Source organism: Endozoicomonas sp. OPT23 (assembly GCF_009653635.1).
Taxonomy (GTDB): Bacteria; Pseudomonadota; Gammaproteobacteria; order Pseudomonadales; family Endozoicomonadaceae; genus Endozoicomonas_A.
Map to the genome: position 1 here is coordinate 586,582 of NZ_PPFD01000002.1, position 24,184 is coordinate 610,765.

At 46.5% G+C, this 24,184-nt stretch carries 18 protein-coding genes; 11 read left to right on the forward strand and 7 right to left on the reverse strand.

The window, feature by feature from the left end; translation table 11 throughout:
• Positions 1–135 precede the first annotated feature (135 nt).
• The 4 genes from EOPP23_RS04505 (at position 136) to mreD (ending at position 5,202) form a co-directional block, all read left to right on the forward strand.
• Positions 136–2,325, forward strand: a complete 2,190-nt coding sequence (locus tag EOPP23_RS04505; protein ID WP_153764766.1) for a hypothetical protein — start codon at positions 136–138, stop codon at positions 2,323–2,325.
• A 283-nt stretch (positions 2,326–2,608) separates the two neighbouring features.
• Positions 2,609–3,646 (forward strand): rod shape-determining protein, encoded by a 1,038-nt coding sequence (locus tag EOPP23_RS04510; RefSeq protein WP_153764767.1) that lies wholly within the window; start codon positions 2,609–2,611, stop codon positions 3,644–3,646.
• A gap of 174 nt (positions 3,647–3,820) precedes the next feature.
• Positions 3,821–4,717: a rod shape-determining protein MreC gene (gene mreC / locus EOPP23_RS04515; protein WP_370514674.1), complete on the forward strand. Its 897-nt coding sequence runs from the start codon at positions 3,821–3,823 to the stop codon at positions 4,715–4,717.
• Positions 4,714–5,202, forward strand: a complete 489-nt coding sequence (gene mreD, locus EOPP23_RS04520) for a rod shape-determining protein MreD (protein ID WP_153764769.1) — start codon at positions 4,714–4,716, stop codon at positions 5,200–5,202. Before mreC ends, mreD begins: the two co-directional genes overlap by 4 nt.
• Here mreD and EOPP23_RS04525 read toward each other — a convergent pair.
• Positions 5,177–6,364: an endonuclease/exonuclease/phosphatase family protein gene (locus EOPP23_RS04525; RefSeq protein ID WP_153764770.1), complete on the reverse strand. Its 1,188-nt coding sequence runs from the start codon at positions 6,362–6,364 to the stop codon at positions 5,177–5,179. The genes mreD and EOPP23_RS04525 overlap by 26 nt on opposite strands.
• 76 nt (positions 6,365–6,440) lie before the next feature.
• Between EOPP23_RS04525 and EOPP23_RS04530 the strand changes: the two genes are divergently transcribed.
• From EOPP23_RS04530 to tldD, 4 genes are all read left to right on the forward strand, one after another.
• Positions 6,441–7,124 carry a nucleoside triphosphate pyrophosphatase gene (locus tag EOPP23_RS04530; protein WP_370514619.1) on the forward strand — a complete coding sequence of 228 codons (684 nt, stop codon included), beginning with the start codon at positions 6,441–6,443 and terminating at the stop codon, positions 7,122–7,124.
• A gap of 132 nt (positions 7,125–7,256) precedes the next feature.
• Positions 7,257–8,729, forward strand: a complete 1,473-nt coding sequence (gene rng, locus EOPP23_RS04535) for a ribonuclease G (protein ID WP_153764771.1) — start codon at positions 7,257–7,259, stop codon at positions 8,727–8,729.
• Between the two features lie 198 nt (positions 8,730–8,927).
• Positions 8,928–12,794, forward strand: coding sequence for a YhdP family protein (locus tag EOPP23_RS04540; protein ID WP_153764772.1), 3,867 nt, complete (start codon positions 8,928–8,930; stop codon positions 12,792–12,794).
• A 223-nt stretch (positions 12,795–13,017) separates the two neighbouring features.
• On the forward strand, positions 13,018–14,457 hold the full coding sequence (gene tldD / locus EOPP23_RS04545) for a metalloprotease TldD (RefSeq protein ID WP_153764773.1): 1,440 nt from the start codon (positions 13,018–13,020) through the stop codon (positions 14,455–14,457).
• Here the strand turns inward: tldD and EOPP23_RS04550 are convergent, their stop codons facing one another.
• Positions 14,458–15,081 (reverse strand): NUDIX hydrolase, encoded by a 624-nt coding sequence (locus tag EOPP23_RS04550; protein WP_153764774.1) that lies wholly within the window; start codon positions 15,079–15,081, stop codon positions 14,458–14,460.
• A 184-nt stretch (positions 15,082–15,265) separates the two neighbouring features.
• Here EOPP23_RS04550 and EOPP23_RS04555 point away from each other — a divergent pair, with 184 nt between their 5' ends.
• A complete protein-coding gene (locus tag EOPP23_RS04555) occupies positions 15,266–15,700 on the forward strand; it encodes a VOC family protein (RefSeq protein WP_153764775.1) in 435 nt (144 codons plus the stop codon).
• 142 nt (positions 15,701–15,842) lie between these two features.
• Entirely contained in the window at positions 15,843–16,757 is a 915-nt protein-coding gene (locus EOPP23_RS04560) for a hypothetical protein (RefSeq protein ID WP_153764776.1), read from the forward strand.
• On the opposite strand, the gene EOPP23_RS04565 is transcribed toward EOPP23_RS04560, so the two are convergent.
• Positions 16,758–17,807 (reverse strand): alpha/beta hydrolase, encoded by a 1,050-nt coding sequence (locus EOPP23_RS04565; protein ID WP_153764777.1) that lies wholly within the window; start codon positions 17,805–17,807, stop codon positions 16,758–16,760.
• Between the two features lie 274 nt (positions 17,808–18,081).
• On the opposite strand from EOPP23_RS04565, the gene EOPP23_RS04570 reads away from it, so the two are divergent.
• Positions 18,082–19,731, forward strand: coding sequence for a GMC family oxidoreductase (locus tag EOPP23_RS04570; RefSeq protein WP_153764778.1), 1,650 nt, complete (start codon positions 18,082–18,084; stop codon positions 19,729–19,731).
• A gap of 21 nt (positions 19,732–19,752) precedes the next feature.
• Here the strand turns inward: EOPP23_RS04570 and EOPP23_RS04575 are convergent, their stop codons facing one another.
• The 4 genes from EOPP23_RS04575 to EOPP23_RS04590 all read right to left on the reverse strand — a co-directional run bounded on the left by EOPP23_RS04575 (position 19,753) and on the right by EOPP23_RS04590 (position 24,034).
• A complete protein-coding gene (locus EOPP23_RS04575) occupies positions 19,753–20,340 on the reverse strand; it encodes a TetR/AcrR family transcriptional regulator (protein WP_153764779.1) in 588 nt (195 codons plus the stop codon).
• 154 nt (positions 20,341–20,494) lie between these two features.
• Positions 20,495–21,001: an 8-oxo-dGTP diphosphatase gene (locus EOPP23_RS04580; protein WP_153764780.1), complete on the reverse strand. Its 507-nt coding sequence runs from the start codon at positions 20,999–21,001 to the stop codon at positions 20,495–20,497.
• 81 nt (positions 21,002–21,082) lie between these two features.
• On the reverse strand, positions 21,083–22,459 hold the full coding sequence (locus tag EOPP23_RS04585) for a hypothetical protein (protein ID WP_153764781.1): 1,377 nt from the start codon (positions 22,457–22,459) through the stop codon (positions 21,083–21,085).
• 138 nt (positions 22,460–22,597) lie between these two features.
• The gene (locus EOPP23_RS04590; RefSeq protein WP_153764782.1) at positions 22,598–24,034 is read right to left on the reverse strand and encodes a hypothetical protein; all 1,437 of its coding nucleotides are present in this window, start codon (positions 24,032–24,034) and stop codon (positions 22,598–22,600) included.
• Positions 24,035–24,184: the final 150 nt, after the last annotated feature.

Here is a 24,184-nt window from a genome sequence, read left to right on the forward strand (position 1 = left end):
TATTCACTTTCTGGAACTATCGTCTTTCTTATCTATACTCCAGCGGCAATCCGAATCAACATGGTGAACGCAATGTTTCACGATCGGGTCATCTCTGGTATTGGAAAGTTTTTGGCACTGCTGGCTGCTTTCCTGATGGTTATTCAGCCTGCCTACTCCTTCCCATTAGTAACGACACCGCCTGCATCTACTGCTTCAGCCACAATGTTTCCGGAAGATCCGGTTTGTCGTTTATGCAATAGCATCATAGAAGCTCCAGCAGGTACAACGCTTTCTGAGTTGAGAGGAGACTGTCTGGAGTTTTTTAAGAGCAACCCAAACGCAATTTCTTATTTGAATCGTGTCTATGTTGTACCACCTCAGGATAGGACGGCTCTTGATAATATCGGTCCGATTCTTTCAACTGGTACAGTGCCCCGAGAGGGGATTAATGAGGTGCTGGTAACAGAAGGAACTCTTGTTATCTTTCCTGCTGCTGTATCAAAAATTGGTATTAGGGATGACATTAATTTAAGGCATTCAGATATAGCATTTTATAAAAACACGACGATGGGCGTTTCTGAACTGACCATTAACCCAACATCTTCAATTGAGCATACTCCTGCTCCGAAAACGCTGATAAGCATAAATGGCAGTATCAGTAATATTCACTTTGAGGGGATTACGTTTTCAAATAAGGATGAAAGTGAAGAAGTAATTGCAAGCCATATCACGTCCTTGATAAGCAGTAGTTCATCATCTCATTCTGTGCATAACCTGACCGTTAAGAGGAGCCACTTTGCAAGGAATCCTGCTCTTGTCACAACGAATAGTTCTGTCAGTGATGTAAATGTTTCAGGGAAAGTTTACTTTAGCCATACTGAATTTGACTGCTCAGGCAGTCCATCAAACACACGTTGTATTTATCTTAATTGTAATCGTGACAATGCTGTATGTGATGCCAGTTATCTGGATGCGGATAGTGTCACTATGACCCTGAATTCACAGGACCCTAATAGCAGGGACTTGTTTGGCTTTAGCTTGAATAATCTGCACCATTTTAATATTTTTCGGTCTAACTTTGCTAATAATGAGCTCTATCCTTCAGGTGTGTATTCATCCCGTTTCATAAGCGGCTCCTTGAGAGGAGATAGGGCGCTTCAGTGTGTATCCAATACTACTGTGAGCCAGTTACCAGGAAGTGATAACGCCAATATTGCACCTTACACCCAGAGACTCTCTGGCAGCTGTTATGTTGAGCCTCCGACACTAAGCAGTAGTTCTGAGCTCTGTGTGCAGGTTGCAACAACAGAGTCGCCTACTACTGAGCTATCTACTACTGAGTCACCTACCACTGAGCTATCTACTACTGATCAGGTAACTACTGAGTCACCTACTACCGAGCAGGTAACTACAGAATCGCCCACTACTGAAGCAACAACAGTTAAACCGGAAATCACCGATTCCACAACAGCAGTGGCTGTAACCACCGGAGTAGAAACTACAACGGCCACGGTAACCACTGCAGCAACTGCAGATGCAAAAGTCACAACGATAACTCCGTCTCCAACAACGGGCACCTTGTTATCCTCAAAATTGGCATCTGAGTCTAGTTCAAGTCTTTCTTCTGAACCGCCTGTAGGCATGATGTCTCTGGATATGACCAGCCAGGTGATGCCTTCTGAAACTTTGCTACTGCCAGATAGTAGTTCGTCTATGCCTCTTACAGTCGGCGACAGTGCAACAGAAAGCAGCAGTATAGTGGTGAGTTCAAGTGAAGGCGTCGAGCCGACTTTGAGTGCTACTCAAACAGTTTCAGCCGGTATTTCTACAATAGAACCATCTAGTACAATTTCTTTTGAAGGAACAACTTATTCCAGCTCTGTTTCTTCCGTCCCGGTTGCTTCTGAAACACCAAAGGCAGTTCCGACATCTTCGACAGTATTGGCTTTGATTAATACAAGCCCTGTGATGTCAACACCTGCGGCAGCGGTTTCGGTTGCACCAACGCCTCCAAAAAGCGCATCCGGTTCTGTGACGGCTCTGGCAACAACAAAAACTACTGCATTGAGTACTACGCCTGTTTCTCCAGTCATCACGCCATCGCCTTCAGTTGTAGTCGGAACAGGAAATACCGGCCCCGGACTTGTTGGAGCAGACGATTCAGGCATTGGGCAGGGAGGAGACATCGCTATTGGTGTTGGGGTTGCAGTAGTGGCAATCGTTGTCCTAACTTTGATTGCTATTCCAGTGTTTTACGCTTGCAATACATGGAGTTGTTCTGGGCGGCAGCGGACTTATAGTACAGCAGGTACTCCAGCCATTCAGATGCTTGAAAAGCATTAATAACAGCGATTACTTATATTAATGCAAGAGGCTGCTTTCACAAGGGCACTAGAAAATTATTAGCCTCTATTACGGAAGTTACATTGAGAACCACCGTCAACTGATTTAACGTAGTACTGTACTCTTTATGCAGTACGGCTCTATATAAGGTGTGTGAATACTGACTTCTGTCGGCTGTCTCCCAAAGCAAGTCACCTTTGGGAAAAGCCGCTTGCCCTGAGTACCTTGCGTTGATAGAGTTTGCTGCAATTACAGAAAGCCTTGCATCAAGGTAATACAGAACATGCTGAAAAGGTTACGGGGGTTGTTTTCCAGCGATTTGTCAATCGATCTGGGAACAGCCAATACGTTGGTCTATGTCCGTGAAAAGGGAATAGTCCTGAATGAGCCATCGGTTGTGGCCATTCGAAATTTGGGTGCGCAAAAAAGCGTGGTCGCAGTTGGTGCTGACGCCAAGAGAATGCTGGGTCGTACTCCGGGCAACATTACCGCTATTCGTCCCATGAAAGACGGCGTTATAGCCGACTTTGATGTCTGCGAACGCATGTTGCAGCACTTCATCAACAAGGTTCATGAAAACAGCTTTATTCAGCCAAGCCCACGGGTTCTGGTCTGTGTGCCTTGCAAGTCGACCAAGGTTGAACGCCGGGCCATTCGTGAATCGGTACTGGGTGCTGGTGCCCGGGAAGTTTATCTGATTGAAGAACCAATGGCGGCTGCCATTGGTGCAGGCCTTCCGGTTGAAGAAGCCAGTGGTTCCATGGTTGTGGACATTGGCGGTGGTACTACCGAGATTGCCATTATTTCTCTGAGCGGTGTTGTTTACTCCGAGTCTGTACGTATCGGTGGTGACCGTTTTGACGATGCAATTGTGACCTTTGTTCGTCGCAACTACGGCAGCCTGATTGGTGATTCAACGGCTGAGCGTATCAAGCAGGAAATTGCCATTGCTTACCCAAGCGACGAGCTGATGGAAATCGATGTTCGTGGTCGTAATCTGGCAGAAGGTATTCCTCGCAGCTTTACCCTGAACAGCGGTGAAATTCTGGATGCACTTCAGGAATCCCTCAGTGCGATTGTTCAGTCCGTGAAGAGTGCGCTAGAGCAATCTCCACCAGAACTGGCTTCTGATATTGCGGAACGTGGTCTGGTATTGACCGGTGGTGGTGCACTGCTACGTGACCTGGACAAGCTGATCAGTGAAGAAACCGGCTTGCCGGTAGTGGTTGCTGAAGATCCTCTGACCTGTGTTGCCCGTGGTGGTGGCAGAGCGTTGGAAATGATGGATAAGCACCGCATGGATCTGCTGTCTACTGACTGATCTTTCAGTTCAGACTGTTCAAAGCCGCCGATAAAGGGCGGCTTTGTTGTATCTGGCAGAAGCTGTTCTAATAAAATATGAACCAGTTTGTTCATCACTCATGGTGGTGGTAGGGTTTTCACAGTAAATTTGTATTTATAATCGAAAAAATGTCCGGAGCCAGCCATTAAATCCATATTCAGCCGCCAGCAGTCACTTGCTACGCGTTTTGTTTTACTGTTCATCCTGTGTATAGCACTGCTGTTTATTGATCATCGGTTTAATTACCTGAACGTTGCCCGTTCCTGGCTGTCGGTTATGGCTGTGCCGGTTCAATGGGTGGCAGATCTGCCATCAAGGCTGTTCAGCTCGGCGGATGAGCTGGTGACTTCTCGCAGTGATTTAATGGAAGAGAACGCCAGACTGAAAGCCCGAAATCTGATTCTGGAACAAAAAGTACAAAAGCTTGCCTCCCTGACGGCTCAGAACTTTCGATTGAAAGAGCTGCTGAACTCAACCGAGCTGGTGGATGAACAGGTGCTGGTGGCAGAAATAGTCGGCATTGACCCGGACCCTTTTTCTCATATTGTCATTATCAATAAAGGTTCTACTGAAGGTGTGTTCAGAGGGCAGGCGTTGGTGGATGCCCATGGTGTTATGGGGCAGGTGGTTGAAGTAACGCCATTGCGAAGCAGGGTTATGCTGGTAACGGATGTGGTCAGTCGGGTGCCTGTTCAGGTGAACCGCAGTGGTTATCGGGCTATAGCGGCGGGCACGGGTAAGAAAGACTCCATGGATCTGCTGCATATTCCCGATACCGCAGATATTCAGGAGGGCGACCTTCTGACCAGTTCCGGTCTGGGCAAGATCTTTCCTGTTGGCTATCCGTTAGGCAAAGTCAGAAAAATAGAAAGAGATCCCGGCGAGCCATTTGCCCGGGTTGAGGTTGAATTGTCAGCCAAGGTTAATACCACTCGCTTTGTATTGCTGGTGTTCAGAGAAAATCAGGACAGAGGTACGGGTACGCCAGAGACGGAAAAACGTAACTCGGAAAATGCTAAGACAGACGACAAAGGGGTCGGCAATCAATGAGTGCCCAGAGAACCAATGGTCATTGGATTGTCTGGGCAAGTATTGCTGTCGCTCTTCTGCTTAGCATCCTGCCACTGCCAGACTGGGTTTCTATCTCACGACCGGCCTGGGTTGCCATGGTGGTTATGTACTGGATTATGGCGTTACCGGAACGCTTTGGTCTGTTCTTCGCTTTTGTATCCGGGTTGATGATGGACGTCTTTATGGGGACGGGCTTTGGTCATAACTCATTAGGGCTTTTGGTTGTTGCAGCAGTGGTGTTGGCTCTTCATAGACGGTTGAGAATGTTCCCATGGTGGCAGCAGGCATTTATGGCTTTTGTCATTATTGGCTTATACCAGCTGGTTAATCTCTGGATTAAAAGCGCTCTGGGTAGAACGCCGCCATCACTCTGGTATTTAATGCCGGCTTTGACCAGTGCCGCCTTCTGGCCATGGTTGTCACTCATGCTTCGATATCTCAGAAGGTATTACCGGGTTCGATGATTTCTTGCTCGTCAGTCTCTTCGGGCTGAACGGGTTGAGATTCTTCCGGTTCGATGGACGGAGTGGTTTCTTCCTGTCCCTGCTCGCTGATGTCCTCTACTGGGTCTGAGGTCTGTTCCGTTTCGGGAGTCCGCTCGGGTTCCAGTATTGTTTCCGGGTCAACTGTGGGTTCTGTTGCCTCTGGCGCAGGAGATTCTGGTTCAGCAACGGGTTCAATAGTTGCTTCAGGTTTCTCTGGTTCAATAACGGGTTCTGATATTTCAGGCTCAACGGTCGGTTCAGGATCCGGAGTGATTTCGAGCCAGTCGAACCAGACGATGACCGGTCGGTGATCTGAAAGTGGCTTATTATCTTTATCTCGAAAATCAGGTGAATCATATCTGACAGGGTCAAGTTTGATGCCGTTTGAATTACGATAAAATATTCTATCTATCTTCCATTTGTTTTGTTTACCAAGACCTAAAGTTTGAAAAGAATCGGTCAGGCGAGCATCCTGCAAAAAGCTGTTATAGAGGTCAGACATATTGCCTTGACTGTGATTAAAATCGCCTACAACAATGACCGGGTTAAGCAGTGAAAACGTCTTCATATATTCAAACATCATGAACGTCTGTTTAATACGGAGGTCTTTAGCCTCGGTACTACTGCCCGACTCCATATGCATGTTGTAAATATCTATCTCAAATTCTATGCCGCCTGTGCTGCGTATTTTGTGTCGGGCGACTGAGAAGCCTTTGGTCGCAAGGCAGTCTCCACCACCGCCTTTATCATCAGAGCCAAAGCGGTAACAGTCTCCCCAGGCCTTTCGGGTAAAGTCCTTAATGGGAAAACGTGAAAAACGGTTTAAACCATCATTTACCAGTTTTCCATTCCAGGTGTCATGCCACGAAAGTTCCTTTGGTGTGCTTTTGTAGGGGAACTTGGCGGTTTTGGTAATCTCGTCGTGATACCAGAAATCTTCCTGCAGCATCACCAGGTCGTAGTCATTCAGTTTTTGTCCAAGAGCAGGAAAACGATAAGCATCCATATCGTTGATCCAGTAAGGCAGGCCAGCCACGTTATAGGTCATCACGGAAAAATTACCGCGCAGGGTTTCCTGGCTATAACTGTTTGCAACTGACAAAGAGGCCAGAAGCAGGAAGGCGTTAATAAATAGTTTCATGGACAATCCCTGGTCGCTGTTATGAGCTATTGAGTCAAATCAATGACTCAGGATATCGGCGGGCTTTCCAGTTAAAATGGTTGAACAAAGAGACCTGCCTGAATCTGTAATAAATTCGGCAACGGGCAGGGATGCTGAACACTGCATGCAGGAAGGAGTAGAGCTAATGATCTATCTGGCGTCACAGTCACCGAGACGGCGTGAGCTGCTTGATCAAATCGGTGTGCCTTATACGGTCTTATCCTGTGAGATTGATGAGACACCAACTGACGGCGAAGAGCCTCAGTCTTATGTCGAACGTATGGCCAGAGAAAAAGCAAAAGCGGGTTGGTTGTGTGTAGCGTGCGATGGTTTAACTGAGCACCCTGTTCTGGCCGCTGATACGTCAGTCATTCTGGGAAAGAAAATTCTTGGTAAACCCGAAAACAGTGATCATGCCTGTGATATGCTGTTGGCATTAAGTGGTACATGCCATGAGGTTATTACAGCTGTCGCTGTCTATAGTGATCGAAATGTAGAAGTAACTGTTTCCAGAACTAAAGTCAGAATGACGACTTTTTCTAAGGATGTGGCAAAAGAATATATTGCTACCGGAGAACCTGCTGATAAGGCAGGTGCCTATGGAATCCAGGGCTATGGAGCAGTACTGGTAGACTCCATTGAAGGTAGCTATTCAGGTGTTGTAGGCCTGCCCCTGAAAGAAACCGCTGAACTGCTGAAAACCTTTGGAGTTACTCCCTGGCATGCCTCCGGAAGCTGAGGTAGAGACGTGCGAATCGGTTTTCTGACCCTGCGACTCTCGTAAAACCTTTGGCTCACTGACGATTTTTCAACAGCTTTAACAATTTCAGACTGGTCGTTGATCATCCAGCCAGTCCAAAGGTGAAAGGGAATGAGCGAAGAAATTCTGATGAATATCACGCCGATGGAATCGCGCGTGGCATTGGTTGAGAATGGGGTTCTGCAGGAAATCTACATTGAGAGAGCCTGCAGTCGGGGAATCGTCGGAAACATCTATAAAGGCAAAATTGTCCGTGTACTGCCCGGTATGCAGGCTGCGTTTGTGGATATTGGCCTTGAGCGTGCTGCGTTTATTCATGCCAGTGAAATCGCACCACGGGCTGAAAAGGACAGTGAGCATAATTCTGAACGACCAATCGTAGAGCTGGTTCATGAAGGCCAGTCGCTGGTTGTGCAGGTCACTAAAGACCCGCTCGGTACCAAAGGTGCCCGCCTTACTACCCATATTTCGATTCCTGCCCGCTACCTTGTCTTAATGCCTCACAACAACCATGTTGGCATCTCTCTGCGTATTGAAGATGTGGAAGAGCGTGAGCGCCTGCGTAAGCTGGTTGAAGGCAGCATGGAAGACCATAAGGATCAGGGTAAGGGCGGCTTTATTCTCAGAACCGCCGCAGAAGGGATTACGGACTCGGAAGTCAGTGCTGATGTGCTATTCCTTCGCAGGCTCTGGCAGACCATTGAAGAAACCGTCAAAGAGAGTAAGGCTCCAGCCACTATCTATGAAGACCTTCCTCTTCATCTTCGTACCATGCGGGATTTAGTCGATCCGGATATCGAAAAGATCCGAATTGATTCCCGGGAAACCTTCACCAAAGTTTCCAAGTTTGTGAAGAAGCTTGTGCCACAGGTGGATGGTCGTGTTGAGTACTACCCAGGTGAGCGTCCGATCTTTGATCTGTTTGGTGTTGAAGATGAGATCAATAAAGCTCTCAGTCGAAAGGTTCAGCTGAAGTCCGGTGGTTATCTGATTATTGATCAGACCGAAGCCATGACCACCATCGACGTCAATACTGGTGCTTTTGTTGGCCATAGAAACCTTGAAGAGACCATCTTCAAAACTAACCTTGAGGCGTCTGTAGCCATTGCACGTCAGCTCCGGTTACGGAATCTGGGCGGAATCATCATTATCGATTTCATTGATATGGAAGATACCGAACATCAGCGTCAAGTGCTCAGAACCTATGAGAAGGCTCTAGAGAAGGATCACGCTAAAACCAATATCACTGGTGTCAGTGATTTGGGGTTGGTGGAAATGACCCGTAAGCGGACACGGGAATCTCTGGAAAATGTGCTGTGTGAATCTTGTCCAACCTGTGACGGTCGTGGAACTCTGAAAACAGCCGAAACGGTGTGTTATGAGATTTTCAGGGAAATTCTCAGGGCGGTAAGAGCTTACGAGAGTCAGAGTTATACCGTGCTGGCATCGGAACAGGTTGTTGATCGTTTGCTGGATGAAGAATCCAGCAATGTGGCTGATCTGGAGGAGTTTATCAGTAAGCCTATACGATTCCAGGTGGAGCCCATGTACACCCAGGAACAGTTTGACGTAATTCTTGTCTGACTTCTAAACCGGTTTTGTTTTAGAGATGCCGCCAGACAAAGATCTGGCGGCATCTTTGGTTTCAGATACTGAAACCTGAAGAACTAAAAGCATTTATTGGTCAAACAGATGAATGAATGTGATCTCGGCTTATGCTGATTTATTGTATTTATATGGTACAAATGATGTATTCAATTATTTCGAGTGGCTTATTCGTTTATGGGGTTTGAACTTAAGCTCAGACGAATGCTTAGAGCAACGTTTATCTGGAGTGGCAGGCTGCTGATATCAGCTCTGTTGCTGCTGGTTGTGGGCGTACTCGCTTTTCGACTTTTTCTCGGACTTGTTCCCTACTTCAAAGAAAACATGGTCACTTACCTGAACGATAAACTGAATACCAGTTTTGTCGTGGGTGAGCTGGACGCTCGCTGGGGTGGCGGAAATCCTTCTCTGATGATCCGTGATCTTGCCTTGAAAGGTAAGAATAATCAGCAAGCTGCTTTTGAGGTTAAACGTCTGGATGCAGTTCTGGATATAAAGGCCAGCCTATTGGCGCTTGAGCCGGTATTTTCCTATCTGGAAGCTAACGATATAGCCTTGAGGGTTGAAAGTGACAGTGAAGGAATCTGGTCTCTGAAAGGCATTCAGTTTATCAGGGATGATGATAAAGAGTTTAATCCTGATCGCATGCTGCAGTTTCTGCAGCGACAGAAATACATTGATGTCACTAACTTTGAACTAGCTCTTTTTCCTTATAATCAAGCTCCCGTATTTTTTGAACAGAAACACTTGTCACTGGAAGAAGAAGTTGACCAGAAAAGGTTATCGGCACGATTCATTGTTGCCGATGGTGAAGTGATCGTCAGTGCTGAAGGTAATGGCGTCGATCGCAGAAAAATGGCCTGGTCAGGAACCATCAGCGCTAATAATTTGAATTTAGGACTGATCTGTCGCTTTACAGACAATTGTGGCCAATTCCAGTCAGCAAAGGGAAATATTAGCTTTGACTGGCATTTCAGAAAAGGGAAGTGGTATCTGAAAGGACTGGGTCACGTTTCGGATATTAATTATACGACAGAAAAAACAACTACCCCGGAATTTTCAGTGGTATCTGAATTTCAGGTGCATGGTGATGTGCTGTCTGAATTTAATAACTGGCAATTACAGCTGAATGATCTTGAACTGCAGCAAAAGGGTGAATTACTGACCGGGTTTGATCTTGCCCTGAACAGGCTGCCCTATGAAGAGCACCGATATAGCCTTGATGTTGACAGGTTGGCACTGGCAGAGTCCGGAGAATTTCTGAAACAGACTGATCTGTTGCCTGGCTTGGCCAATAACCTGATGGATATTCTTAATCCTCAGGGGTACTTGCATCAGCTGTCGCTGCAGTATTATCCGGAAAGACGTTTGCGGGATCGAATAACCTTATCAGCAAACCTGCAACAGGTTTCAGTCGGTGCCTGGTACGGAGCGCCTTCCGGTGAAAATATCAATGGCCAGCTTACAATGGGCTTACTAGACGGTAATCTGGAGCTGGATTCAACTGATTTCAGCCTTGGTCTGAAGAATATCTTCAGAGATGCCTGGAAATATAACACTGCAAAAGCCGCTCTTGCCTGGAATGTTTCAGAAGACAGGACTCAGTTGTTGTTGAGCAGTGATGACATCCGTATGACGGCTGCAGAAGGTGATCTCAGAGGTGTACTCAAACTTGATATTCCCTTGATTGAACAGGGATCCATCAACATGGATCTGGATGTCACTCTAACAAATGGTGATGCCAGTCAGACAGGAAAGTATCTGCCGGTAGCCAACCTTTCTCCCAAGCTTGTTAACTGGCTTGATAACAGCATTAAAGGTGCCAAGGTCAAAGAAGGCAAGTTTTCCTGGCATGGCAGTCTGGAGTCTTCAGAAACGGATGGTTCTGAATGGGAACTGTTTTTTGATTTAGAGAATGCCCGTTTTGATTACGATGCCCGTTGGCCGGAAATTTATCAGGCTGATGGTCAGGTATGGGCGGATACCAACAAAGTAAAGGTTGAACTGGATTCAGCCAGAGTCTATCAGGCATCCCTGAAAGACGTTTCTGCGGTGGTTGAATTTGATAAAGATATTAATCTAAGTGCGAGTAGCAGAGTTCAGGCTGCAGGCGAGGATCTGGTGCAATTATTTACTCAGTCACCGGTAAGAGATGTACTGGGGCAGGAAGTGGATAACTGGGCTATTCAGGGGGATTTTGATGGAGCACTGTCGCTTAATATTCCACTCAGAGATCCAGTGGACAGCAAGATCAGTGTTTCCCTTGATACAGAGAATGCCAGTTTCAGGCATAAAAAGATCGACCTGAGTGTTGATCAGATCAGAGGTAAAGTGGATTACACCTCTGACCAGGGACTGACTGCAGATAGGCTTAAGGCAAGACTGTTCGACTCTCCGGTGACGACGGATATAGAGTCAGAATTCAGTGCAGGAAAACTGCTAACCCATTTTGATTGGGCTGGAAGGGTCTCTATTGATGCTTTGCAGCAGTGGCTTAAACTTGATGCTTTGAGCTTGCTGGAAGGCTTCTCAACATACAGAGGTAAGCTAACCGTTGGCGGGGAAAACCCTTTGGAACTTGTTGTTCACAGCGACCTGAAAGGTATGGAGCTGGAGCTGCCAGAACCTCTTGATATCTCCGCAGATAGAACAGTTCCTACGAAATTAAATTATTCGCTCTTGTCGAATGGCAGGCAAAAACTGGCTCTGCAATTATCAGAAATAGGTAATACAGAGCTGTTTTTTGATAACCAGTATCAACTGAGTTCGGCTCTGGTGAATTTTGGTGATCAATGGGTTCAGGTTAAGCCTAAAACGGGTAGAGTTCTTATCACCGGACAGATAGAAGAGCTGGACCTTGCTCCCTGGTATCAAAGATTTAAAAACCAGCCAGTGGGGGACAGCGAAAAATCTGTTTTACGTTGGTTAGAGATCAGGGATTTATGGCTGGGGAGTCTTTTTTATAAAAATTATGAACTTCAGGGTCTGAATCTTAACCTTGAGCAGAAAGGCAGTCAAAGCCGTGAATTGCAGATAGACGTCAGCAGTAATCAACTGGCAGGTCGTTTGTTGATTCCGGAAGACACCAGCCAGCCCTACCAATTGGCACTGGATAAATTGCATCTGCCCAAGAGTGATGAATCTGACAAAAATGAAAACTCCAGCGATTTTCTGGAAAGCTTCGATCCCCGTCAGATTCCGGATTTTGATATCTCTATTAAAGAGCTGAAGGTGGGTAATAAAAAAACCGGTGCTTTTTCAGTGGAACTTAGGGATGCGCCCGGAGGCAAGAAAGCAGAATCACTGCAGGCAGAAATAAATGGTCTGGATGTGCAGGGTGACCTGGACTGGCTCTTTATCGAAGGGCAACCTGCAACCAGGTTTCATGGCAGTCTTTCCGGTGCCGGGATTAAGGAGTTTCAGCAGGCAGCAGGCTTCTCGCCTTTTGTTTCAGCGCAACGAAGTCGTATTGATACCGAACTGAAATGGCAGGGGAGTCCTGCCAATATCAATATGAACAGTCTGGAAGGCTATCTGAGGCTGAAGCTTAAGAACGGTAAGGTACATAAACTAGAAGGGGGTGCTGGCGCGCTTAAACTGTTCGGAATCCTTAACATGGAAGCTCTGACACGAAGGCTCCGACTGGATTTCTCAGATCTCTATCGTCAGGGAATTTCCTTCGACCAGATTAAAGGTGTACTGAAGTTTGATAAAGGTCTGGTGAGTTTTGATGAACCTTTGGTTATTGCAGGCCCTTCTTCGGATTTCAAGATGGCAGGGGAAGTTGATACTGAGAAGAACAAACTGGATGTTAGCTTGGTAGTTACACTTCCAGTGACTTCTAATTTACCCATTCTCAGTGTTCTTCTGGGAACCGCTCCACAAGTGGCTGGTATTATTTATATTGCCGATAAGCTGGTGGGTGATCAGGTTGATAAATTGGCCAGTATTCGTTATCGGATAGAGGGCAGTCTCGATAACCCGGAAGTATCATTGGATAAACTGTTTGCCGGCGATACGAAAAAAAAGAGTAAAAAGAAGTAGCCTTACTGCTCTCAAACCTATCTAAGTCACCGAACCTGTGAATTCATACGTTCTTCCCCCGCCACTAGCGGGGATAGAGCAATCTGATATTCGATTACGTGTGTTACACACTTAACAGTGGGAATTAGGCGTTTCGGAATGGACGTTCGATTCCCGCTGCCATAACATAGTTTTATTACCTGCAGCAGCAGGCTATCAGATCGATAAAAGGCCTAACGCATTCATGACTGACATTCTTACACAGGCACAGAACATTCTTCTGGCTCCAGCCAATATCAGCAGTAATCAGTTGTCCAGCGTACTGGACAGCATTCTGGGACATTCAGTAGATGCTGCAGATCTCTATTTTCAGTCAGTAAGGCACGAATCCTGGATGCTGGAAGACAGTATTATCAAGGAAGGCAGTTTTAACGTTGACCGTGGTGTCGGTGTTCGTGCCATGAGCGGTGAAAAAACCGGTTTCGCTTACTCTAATGAAATTATTCTTCCAGCCCTTGAACAGGCTGCAGGTGCTGCCAGAAGTATTGCCCGAGCCGGACAGCAGCATCAGGTACAGGCCTGGGGCAGAAGCCAGCCATTAAGTCTTTATGGTATGGACAACCCACTGGATTCCCTGAGCCGTGAAGATAAGGTTGATCTGTTGAAAGCGGTTGATCAGGAAGCAAGAAAAGCCGACAGCCGCATCAAACAGGTTAATGTTGGCCTGTCCGGTGTCCATGAAGTAGTCATGGTTGCTGCTTCTGACGGTACTCTGGCGGCAGATATTCGCCCACTGGTTCGCCTTAATGTCAGCGTTATTGCTGAAAAGGACGGTCGCATTGAACGAGGCAGTTCTGGCGGTGGTGGCAGAGGCGGCTATGAGCAGTTTTTGCTGAACGACACTGGTTTAGGCTTTGCCAGAGAGGCGGTGCGTCAGGCATTGGTGAACCTGGAAGCGGTCGATGCACCGGCAGGCGCCATGCCGGTTGTTCTCGCTCCTGGCTGGTCTGGTGTTTTGCTGCACGAAGCGGTAGGTCATGGCCTTGAAGGTGACTTCAATCGCAAAGGCAGTTCTTCCTATTCAGGCCGAATTGGTGAACGTGTTGCTTCACCTCTTTGTACTATTGTTGATGATGGTACGCTGACGGGGCGACGTGGTTCCCTGAATATGGACGACGAAGGTGTGCCAACCGAATCAACCATGTTGATTGAGAATGGTATCCTCAAGGGTTACATGCAGGACAAGATGAATGCCCGACTGATGGGAGTTAAACCTACAGGTAACGGTCGTCGTGAGTCTTATGCCCACTTGCCTATGCCGCGTATGACCAACACTTACATGCTGGCGGGCAAAGACGACCCTGAAGAGATCGTTGCCAGCGTGGATAAAGGTATCTACGTCAGCAATATGGGTGGTGGTCAGGTGGATATCACTTCCGGCAAGTTTGTATTTTCTACCAGTGAAGCTTATCTGATCGAGAAAGGTAAGATCACCACACCGGTTAAAGGAGCAACTCTGATCGGTAATGGCCCTGATGCAATGAATCAGATCTCCATGGTCGGTACTGACCTTGAGCTGGATCCTGGTGTCGGTGTTTGCGGCAAAGACGGTCAGTCTGTTCCAGTCGGCGTGGGTCAGCCAACCCTGAAGATTGATGAAATTACCGTGGGCGGTACTGCCTGATCAGTCAAACTCGGTCGGCAATGCCCTATTAGCCCTGTGTCGGTAGAGCAATTCGATATCACTCTGAATTGTTCTACCCACAGATAATTCCGGTAGCTTATCGATAGGAAAAAAATCGATCTCTGATATTTCTGTATTGGTTTTGGCGTCTCCATCCAGCAAAGAACATAGAAATATCATTTTAATAATGTGATGCGGGTTTCTGGGGTGGTAAGGGTGCCGATGAGTGTCTTTCAAAGCCACCAGCTTTTCAGTTTCTACGATGTAGCCTGACTCTTCCAAGGTTTCACGTTCAGCACCTCTTGCCGGAGCTTCACAAACGTCAGCCCAGCCTCCAGGTAGTGACCAGCAATTATCATCCCGCTCTTTAACCAGTAACACCTTATTCTCCTTAAATACTCCGGCACGAACATCCAGTTTTGGTGTGACATAGCCATTATCAGGTAGAAAAAAATGGTCAACCTTTGCCAGCGGTGCGTCGGCAAGTTTGGCTGTCATTTCGTGGGCCAATTGTTGTAGCTGCTGGTATCGTTCTATATCAAACGCTTCCTGGCAGTAAGTCAGTCCATTTTGTGCGATGGCTCTTATCTGTTCTGCCCACTCGGTCCACTGCAGTTGGTTCATTCAGGTTCTCCGGCTGAAGAGTGTAAGTACCCGGACATATGAATTACCTACACACTTATCTGCTGTTAAATGCATAACTCCTATGCATTATCGGCTCTGGTTTGACGGAAGCCATTAATATAGTTTGAACTTGTTGAGAAATTGCTTCCAAATAACAACCATTAAGAGTGAGAACGCAGTCATCATGGATAATGCAGAACAACTTGGTCTTCCTCCAGTCGCTCATATTGGCTTTGTAGTCCCGGATTTGGAAAAGGCTCTGGAGCAATACCGTCCTCTTTTTGGTGACTTCCAAAAGCATGAAGTCCAGTTACCTCCGCTGATATTTCATGGCAAAGAGCAGAGGTCAGCTATCAATGTGGCCATTGGTAAAAGTGGAGAAACAGAGATTGAACTGATTCAGCCTGTCAGTGGTAATGCCCCCCATCATGAATTTATTGCCAGTGGTGGTAACGGTATGCATCACCTTGGTTTTTTTGTTGATGATATTGATGCCGTTGTAGAAAAAGCCAAAGCGTATGGCTATGAAGATTATTGGAGCGCTCGTTTTGGACAGGGTGGCTGGACCTACCTTAAACGTGATGGTGACCCTCTTATTCTTGAAATTATGAAACGCTGATCTTTTCAGAATTACAGTTCTTTTCTTTAAACCGTCTCTTGGCTTTCTGCAGTCGAGAAAGCGCTTTAATTGTGAACGACCTGCACTCTCCTATACTGCTAAACCATATTTGAATCTGATGGTCCGGGTGGGAGAGTTTGCTGTGAAATTCCGATGCTACCAGCTAATCCTGCTATTTATCTTATGCCACTCTGCCAGTGCCATCGCATTTGAACCTTCTATCTGCAAAATGCTGGCAAATGAAGCTGAAAAACAGGCAGGAAAGCTGGTGGACTGGCAGTTGGAAAACAATATTGAACTGAAGAAGCAGGGATGTTGGAAGGTGCAACTTAAATACGGCAGGCAGGCCATATTGCAGGCGGTCAAGGAAAAGAGGTATCTGGCCAAGGCTCAGATCGAACTGCAGCTCTCTTCCAGTGAATTCTTTCTGGGTAATTACAGTGAAAGCCTCGAACTGGCAGAATCCGCAGAAGCTTTTGCAAAACAGCATTCAAGGTGGCGGGAATATATTGAAAGCCTTTATTTGAAGTCCGGAGTTTATCGCGGACTGGGTAATGATGAAGCCATAATTTATGGTAAAAGAGCGCTGGTCATGCTGGAGCAGCACAGGGTAGATGACAATTTTCTCCGAGCAAAAATTCTTTACAACCTTGGTGCAGCTTATTGTGAAAGTGCCAGTTCTGAGAAAGATCTTAATAAAGCCGAGCAGAGTTTTAGAAAAGCGTTTCAGCTTTTTTCCAGACAGAATAACCATTATGAAATGGTTCGAGTTGGCTTGAGGCTCGCCAGAGTAGAGTACCTTCGTCAGAACTACATCAATGCCCTGGTTGAGATCGAGACCATTGAAAATCATATTAATGGGCCCAGATCAAAAATGCTCTATCACTATCAGTTGGCTAAAGTGCTATTGGCTATGGGTAAAAGGCAGGCTGCAGGTGTTGAGGCAGAAAAGGCATTAGACTTAGCGGATCGATTGCATGCGACTGTGGATAAAACCAGAATAGCGAAGCTGTTGGAGAAGGCTGAATATTTTCAGCCTTCTCCTGGAACACAATAATCAGACTTCTGTGGTTTCCAGGGTCGGTTTTGCTTGCGTGTTTTTTATTGCTGCAGGCTGTGCTGCGTATTTTTTAATCCATTCAATAGCCAGCTCGGTACTTCGCTGCATAGCTTTTTTACTTCCGATGAAACTGTGAATCGTTTTTGGAATACGTTCATGGCTGACTACTGAACCTGTTTCGCTGAGCCTTCTTGCATAGGTTTCTGCTTCATCTCTGAGTACATCCACTTCTGCTGTAGTGATCAGCGCCGGAGGTAAATCACTTAGATTATTTGCTCTCACCGGGCTGACATATTCATGGCTGCGGACTTCGACATCGGGTGTATAAAGCTCGATGGCTTCCTTCATGCCATCCTCGGTCAGCAAATAGTTTTTATGGAACAGACGATAGGACTCCCAATCTTTGCTGTTTAAGGCATCCAGAACCGGAACCTGAAGATATTGGCAGAACAGGGAAATATCACCTTCATTTCGTGCTCGCAGTGCGACTGCAGCAGCCAGATTACCGCCAGCACTGTTTCCGCCCGTGCAGATTCTAGTGGGGTCACCAGTAAAGGTTTCAGCGTGCTCACTTAACCAGCGCAACACTTCGTAGCAGTCATCCAGCCCCGCTGGAAACGGGTGTTCCGGAGCCAGGCGATAGTCAACAGATACCACGAGGACGCCAGCATCACGGGCGATGGCTCTGAGTTCAGATTCACCATGCTCAGGCCGACCAACCAGCCAGCAGCCCCCATGCATCCAGAGCATCACTGGAAAAGGGCCCTCTCCTTCAGGTTTGTAAACAGTAACGGGTACATCGCCGTTAATTGTCGGCACAAAGCGTTTCTGAACATCTATTGATTCATCAATGGACCGATATTTCATGACCAGCCCCGTAAACTTATCAGCACCTTCACGCTGGTCAGGTGCGAAAGGCTTTCGCTCAGCTCGAGTAAGGAAGGAAAATAAGGCTGGTTTAAGTCCAATGGGGCCACCAGGTGTCTGGCATATACGGTAAAGGCCAAAGAGTATGAGCAGTGCTAAAACTGTGAGGGCAACAGTCATGCAGGCGTCTCCTGAAGGTTTGTTATTTTGATTATCAATGACTGTAATGCAGTTTAAGTTAATTGTCTGATAATGTAACCTGTCTATAATTTGACAAAAAACGTCATCTGTCTAATTTATGTAAGTGCTCGGACATTTGAATTCGTATGTCATTTCCCTGCCTGCGGCGGGGAAACGACAATCTAATATTCGACTACGTGTGTCTACACACTTAGGTGGTGTGACTAGAGAATGTCCCGAAAATAATAATAAAAAGATAAAAGGGTAGCTTCTGATGTCGAGTCAGCCATCTCAGAATACTTTTGATTTCATCATTGTGGGAGCGGGTACTGCTGGTTGCCTGCTGGCCAATAGACTCTCTGCCGACAGCCATAATCGGGTTCTTTTGATTGAGGCGGGCCCTAAAGACAAGTCCCCCTTGATTAATGTGCCCATTGGTTTTGCCTTGTTGTATGACCATAAGAAGCTTAACTGGCGTTTGCAATCTGAACCTGAACCAAACCTCAATAACCGTCGTATAAAACAGCCGAGAGGTAAGGTGCTGGGCGGTTCTAGTGCCATCAATGGCATGATGTATGTCCGTGGTCAGCAGGAAGACTACGATCATTGGGCTGAGCTGGGGAATGACGGCTGGTCCTACAAAGAGGTTCTGCCTTATTTTCTGAAAAGTGAAAAGCAGTTAAGAAACTCTGATTCTATTCATACAGACTCACTTCATAACAGTGCTTTTCATAGCAATGTCGGCGAATGGCCAGTCTCTGACGTACGCTTTAGACCTGAGTTAGCAGACAAGTTTGTTAAGGCTGCTGTTGAATCAGGACTGAATCGAAATCCGGATATTAATGGTGAGAAACAATCCGGTATTGATTACACACAGTTATCTCAGGCCAATGGTCAGAGATATTCCAGTGCCCGAGCATTTCTTCATGATGCTTTAAAGCGTCCCAACCTGAGGGTTATAACCGAAGCTCAGGTTCAACGAATCGATTTTGATAACGACCGCGCTGTTGGTGTTGAGCTGTTCTGCAAAGGTACAACAAAATCCTTTCAGGCTAAGAAGGAGGTTATTCTTAGCGCAGGTGCACTTCATTCACCTCAACTGCTGATGTTGTCTGGTGTGGGTGATCAGCAAACGTTGTCAGGTCATAAAATCAAAACAATCAAGCACATGCCTGCTGTGGGTAAAAACCTTCAGGAGCATCTGGGCATCAATGTGATTTATGAATGTCAGAAAGGCCAGAGCATGGTTGAGGAGTTTAAACCCCATCGTCTGGTCGGTCATATGGTGAAATATCTGACAAAAAAAGAAAGCTTGCTCAACTTCAATGGCGCACTGGTTTCCGGTTTTTTTAATACCAATGGTGACGACCATGAAAGGCCAAACTGTCAGGTAGTGTTTTCGCCAGCCGCTGCTGATGATTCTGACCCGGATAACAAAGCGAAAATTCTGCCGGGCATAACAGCCATGGCCTATCCATTGCGACCTGATGCCAGAGGTTCAATCAGTCTGAGGTCGGCATCGGCTGACGACAGTCCGGTGATTCGTCATGGCTTTCTGGAAACAGAACGAGACAAGCGAGAACTGATTGATGCTGTGCGTCGTATCAGAACTATATTCACCCAACCAGCCTTGCAAGCTTCGGTTCAAAAAGAAATATTTCCCGGAGTAGAGCAACAGACAGATGAACAGATTCTGGAATATATAAGAGAGCATGCGTTGGGTTGCTACCATCCAGCAGGCAGTTGTCGTATGGGGAAAGGCGATGATTCAGTAGTAGATGAACGTCTGAGAGTTCATGGATTGAAAGGACTGAGAGTTGTCGATGCGTCTATTATGCCTACGCTGGTATCAGGCAATACCAATGCTCCCGTGACTATGATTGCTGAAAAAGCGGCAACCATGATTCTGGAAGATTCAGCCTGAACTATGCGGTTAAAAAAATCGTCAGCTACGAAAACCGCTGAATAGAAACTGCTCAAGATGTGTTTTAAGTTGTTTTGGGTTGTCTAGCTCCAGCTGGCAACCCGGAAACAGCACCATGGATAGGATGACTCGTTGAATCCAGTCTGCAGCCTGATCACAATCAAGAGTGGAGCTGATCTCACCTGAGTTCATGGCTTTTTGAACATGGCTGGGCCAGAAATCCATACAGCTCTCGATATGGGTTCCATTCAGTGCCATCATGGCCGCTGTTTCAGGTTCTGTTTCACTGATATTCAGAAACAGGTCGCTGTTACTTTGTTGTCGACACCAGATAATGGCCTGAGTGATCTTCTCTAAAAGATTGTCGTACTTGGCAACTTCCTGTTCAGCCGCTTTACAAAACTGTTCACCTGCACGATTAAGAACCGCTGAAATCAGTTCTTCTTTATCACTGAAATAATTATAAAGCGTTGCTCTGGATACCTTGGCGGCAGATGCCACATCTCCCATGGATGTTTTTCGAATACCAAACCGACGAATGGATTGCTCTGCTGCAGCGAGAATATCAGGCAGTCGTTTATCAGATTTTACAGAGTCGGTGGCGGTCACGGAGAGTCAATATCCAGATGTTGTTATTTCGGTTACTGACTCTAAAGGAATCGGGTGTTGTGTCAACGGCTGTAACGAGTTCATAAGCAGTTTGCCCATTTGCAGCGAGCAAACTGCCATTTAATATTCAATGGTGCAGATACACAATTATTGATCAGTCCAGCAGGTTTAGTTGATGATCAAGCATCTTGTTGCCATCAAAGATGAACTTACCGTGAAAACTTTTGCCAGCAAGAAGTTTCGGTAACCAAATATGGTCGTCTTCCCACATTTCTTCGTACGGCATGTCTTCCACAGAATACCATAGAGGAATGGCTTCATCGGTTTCTGTCGGTGTTCCTTCAAAGTCATTGGCTGAATAGACATGGACATGAATGGAGTAACCATCGATAAACTGAAAAAGGCACTCGCCGTGATACTGCATATTAAGTGGCGTTACGCAGAGCTCTTCCTGCACTTCACGAACTGCACATTCAGCGTGGGTTTCTCCAGCTTCTACCTTGCCGCCCGGACCATTGATTTTACCTTCACCGAGTCCACGTTTTTTCCTGATTAAAAGCACCTGACCATCTTTAATGATAAACGTCAGGGTGGCCGGGTCTTTGGCCTGCCATTGTGACCAGTCGATTTCTGACAATGAGGTAATGGACAAAGCGGTCATTGATGAATTCCATAACTGAGACTGCGAATCAGTATAACGAATGAAGGTGAAATAACTACTGACTGATTTTTTAGGCGTGCCTTATTGAACTGGTTTAAGTTTAACCAGTCCGGTTTCAGGTTCAATCAGAAAGGCTGGGTTACCCGATGCTGAAAGCAGTCTGCTGATTGTGCCTGACTGGCTGATTTTGAAGAACGAGACTGGAGTACTACTGGCCAGAGCACCTTCCTTTCTGAGAAATTCTGCCCGTTGAACCACCTTTAAATAGAAAGGCAGTAATTTCCTGATCGTTGTCTGCAGATCGGTGAGCGACAAGGCGTTGCCAAACAACGCAGGAACATAAGTTGGCGAAGGCGTGCCTGTCAGTTGCCTTTGCCGCCACTGATAATGTTCCCAGGCTGACTGCTGTTTTGGGTGAAGGCTGCGAAAGGCTGTCACAAGCTCCTGTCCTTCAGCAGGAGTGAATAATCTGAGAGTGGCAGCCAGTGCAGCCAGTGCGAGTTTTTCTCCACTGGAAACGCCAATCATTCGATCCAGCCCGAGCCACTGACTTCTTATTTTCAGATAGCCAACCATTGGATTGAACTTGGGCTGATCAGCCATTTTCATCAGCTGCTGCCAGACAGCATCCATAGCGCGGTAAGTATTCTCTGATAAATACACAGATCCTACAGGGCTGATGTGGCCTCGAAACCCTGCAATATTATCCACCCAATAGGCGTACCAGAGTTTGAGGTCGTCCTGATTCAGTTTTTTCTCTGCAAGTGCCTGTCTCAGAGGTTGGTACATATTCAGAGAACCTTCGTTGTACATCATATGTCTGAGATGACTGTCAGGGAAAAATACGATAGTAAACAGGCGTGCTGCTGAAGGGTGTTTCTCAATGATATGTTTCGCCAGAGGGTAGACACTGGCTGCTCGAGTCGCGGTCAGGCTGAGAAACTGAGTACTGTCTTGTGGCAGAGGCTGTGAAAAAGTCTCTGACGCTTTTTCTTTCGCTTTAGGGCTGAGTGGAACTGCGCTGATAATAGCGGCGGCTCTCAGCACTTCTATCTCTGATAGTGAAAGAGCTTGGAAAAGTCGGGACAGATTCTGGAAAGCAGCTCGGCTCAAGGGTTGGCAGTCCAGACTGTTTTGTGGGGCAATAAACAGTCTGTAGGCTTCATCATTGCCCTTTTGTAGGAGCTTCAAATTATAGATTCTTGCTAACGCTCTGGGGATGTCCCTGTGGATGTCTGATGAAGTTGCAGTGGCTGTTTGTTCTGGCGTTGAATGCGGGTTATCCATGACCCAGCTGAGCTGATCTATCTCGATTGATGAGAGCGGCAGGCTGTCGCCATAGGTCAGCTGGATATAGTCCTGAATGATCTGGTGGTTCTTTTTTTCGTGATCATTGGCCTGAATCTGCACAGTGATGATAAGCAAAGCCAGCGCAAAGACTTTCAACCAAGTATTCATTGGACGCAGTCTCGTTTGATTGTTTTGATCAAGGATAGCAGGTGAAGGTGCTTGGGATTAAAGTGCTAGATGTTAAGAGAGGACGAGTGCTACAGCTTAAAGCACTCTATATTTGCAGAGTTAGAAATTCAGACAGGTTTAGTTCTGCTGTAGTTCACCGTTTATGTATTTTGGTGCTGTCGTAGCTTCTGTGAATTCAGTAGCCTGGAACAAGTCGCCAGACAGGTCATCTAGATCTACCAAGTTGTCACTGAGATCCTGTAAAGTCAGATCACAGCCATCGATTCCAATATCTGCAACGGGGTCAAGTTGCTGGAGTATATTGGTGGCTTTGACTACATAGTTGATAGAATTACTACTTAACTCAGCTCCATCTCTGAGGCTGAATTCAATTGAAGGTTGTGCCGGTGGAGTAGGATCATTAAATACTCCCATGGTACCTTCACCGAAATAGAAGAGATCTCTTGTCAGGCTGGAAGTGCCTTCTTCATCTCGATTATTGGTCTGATCCAGGGTGGTATTCTCAAAGGAAACTTCTCCTCCAAAGGGGACTAGGTTGCCATCGTTATCGCCGCCAACATATCTCAGAGTTGTTTCAATTGCGCTATCAACCAGAGTCTGCGTTAAATCATATTGTGTATTAACATCGTCTTGGCTTGTCACTCTGCGTGTGACAGGATTTCCGGAAGTAGGCTCACTTGAGAAAGGTTCTTCTGTCCAGACACCCCAATCTGAAACGAAGCCAATGCGGCTTTCTCCTTCATCCGTGTAGGTAAAGCCAATACCTGGGTTGACCTCAACTTGCTCACCAGCAACGAAATTTGTCCCGGATGAAGTGCTGCCACTTTCTTTGTAAAACAGGGCATAACCGTAGACCTGCTCTGTGCTGCTACTCTTGTCGACACATACATCAGTAACTTCTGAAGAGTCTCTTGAGCGAATATATTGACCATCAAAAGTCATTCTTATGTTTTTAGGTGTGCCGAAGTTTAGGCTGGTATATGAAGAACCTGCTGTTCTTTCGTTATTGACTGTAGCGTATGCCTGCATATTTGGGACAGAGATAACAACTTCTGCTTGATCTGAAGTTGTTCGGTCAACTGATACATGTGCTCTTTCTGCTTGTCCGCCACCTGAGGGTATGGTTTGCATATACATATTGAACACACCAAAAGGTGCAGTAGCGTTGGCTCCTTCATTAATAACAATCCGGACTCTTTGATCGACATCTTGTCTATCATCATTCCAGAATAAATTAACAATAAAATCAGAGCCAGATGTCTCAACGTTGGTAGTAACACGCTGGTAGGCGGTATCACCACCAAAGCACTGTCCCTCCTCCACCATTGCTACATATTTACCTGCATCGATATTATCCTGAGGGACAACCTGGCTGATAAAACATAGGATGTTGTTTATGAAATCTACGGGCTCATCTCCAGCAACATCTACTTGAATGCTTTCGGGAGAGAAGTTGCTGTACTCAGTTCCACTCTCAGCAAAAGCACTGACCTGAGCCTGACCACCCTGACCGGAAGCCTGAGGAGTATTAGTGTCGGGATTAACAATGCTCATCGAGTTTATAATGCTCAGGGAATTAGCTGAACTACCACCAGAAGAACTGTCATTACAACCAGAGGCAGCAAGGGCTACAGCCACAGCCAGGGTGCTTTTCCATAAGTGCATAGGGTTTTCCTCAGATCATTGGGTGCCGGCAGGCGATTG

Excerpts from the sequence above, each read along its gene's own strand:
- EOPP23_RS04505 (WP_153764766.1), top strand. The coding sequence starts at position 136 with ATGGTTATTCAGCCTGCCTACTCCTTCCCATTAGTAACGACACCGCCT.
- EOPP23_RS04510 (WP_153764767.1), top strand. The coding sequence starts at position 2,609 with ATGCTGAAAAGGTTACGGGGGTTGTTTTCCAGCGATTTGTCAATCGAT.
- mreD (WP_153764769.1), top strand. The coding sequence starts at position 4,714 with ATGAGTGCCCAGAGAACCAATGGTCATTGGATTGTCTGGGCAAGTATT.
- EOPP23_RS04525 (WP_153764770.1), bottom strand. The coding sequence starts at position 6,364 with ATGAAACTATTTATTAACGCCTTCCTGCTTCTGGCCTCTTTGTCAGTT.
- EOPP23_RS04530 (WP_370514619.1), top strand. The coding sequence starts at position 6,441 with ATGGTTGAACAAAGAGACCTGCCTGAATCTGTAATAAATTCGGCAACG.
- rng (WP_153764771.1), top strand. The coding sequence starts at position 7,257 with ATGAGCGAAGAAATTCTGATGAATATCACGCCGATGGAATCGCGCGTG.
- EOPP23_RS04540 (WP_153764772.1), top strand. The coding sequence starts at position 8,928 with ATGGGGTTTGAACTTAAGCTCAGACGAATGCTTAGAGCAACGTTTATC.
- tldD (WP_153764773.1), top strand. The coding sequence starts at position 13,018 with ATGACTGACATTCTTACACAGGCACAGAACATTCTTCTGGCTCCAGCC.
- EOPP23_RS04550 (WP_153764774.1), bottom strand. The coding sequence starts at position 15,081 with ATGAACCAACTGCAGTGGACCGAGTGGGCAGAACAGATAAGAGCCATC.
- EOPP23_RS04555 (WP_153764775.1), top strand. The coding sequence starts at position 15,266 with ATGGATAATGCAGAACAACTTGGTCTTCCTCCAGTCGCTCATATTGGC.
- EOPP23_RS04565 (WP_153764777.1), bottom strand. The coding sequence starts at position 17,807 with ATGACTGTTGCCCTCACAGTTTTAGCACTGCTCATACTCTTTGGCCTT.
- EOPP23_RS04570 (WP_153764778.1), top strand. The coding sequence starts at position 18,082 with ATGTCGAGTCAGCCATCTCAGAATACTTTTGATTTCATCATTGTGGGA.
- EOPP23_RS04580 (WP_153764780.1), bottom strand. The coding sequence starts at position 21,001 with ATGACCGCTTTGTCCATTACCTCATTGTCAGAAATCGACTGGTCACAA.
- EOPP23_RS04585 (WP_153764781.1), bottom strand. The coding sequence starts at position 22,459 with ATGAATACTTGGTTGAAAGTCTTTGCGCTGGCTTTGCTTATCATCACT.
- EOPP23_RS04590 (WP_153764782.1), bottom strand. The coding sequence starts at position 24,034 with ATGAGCATTGTTAATCCCGACACTAATACTCCTCAGGCTTCCGGTCAG.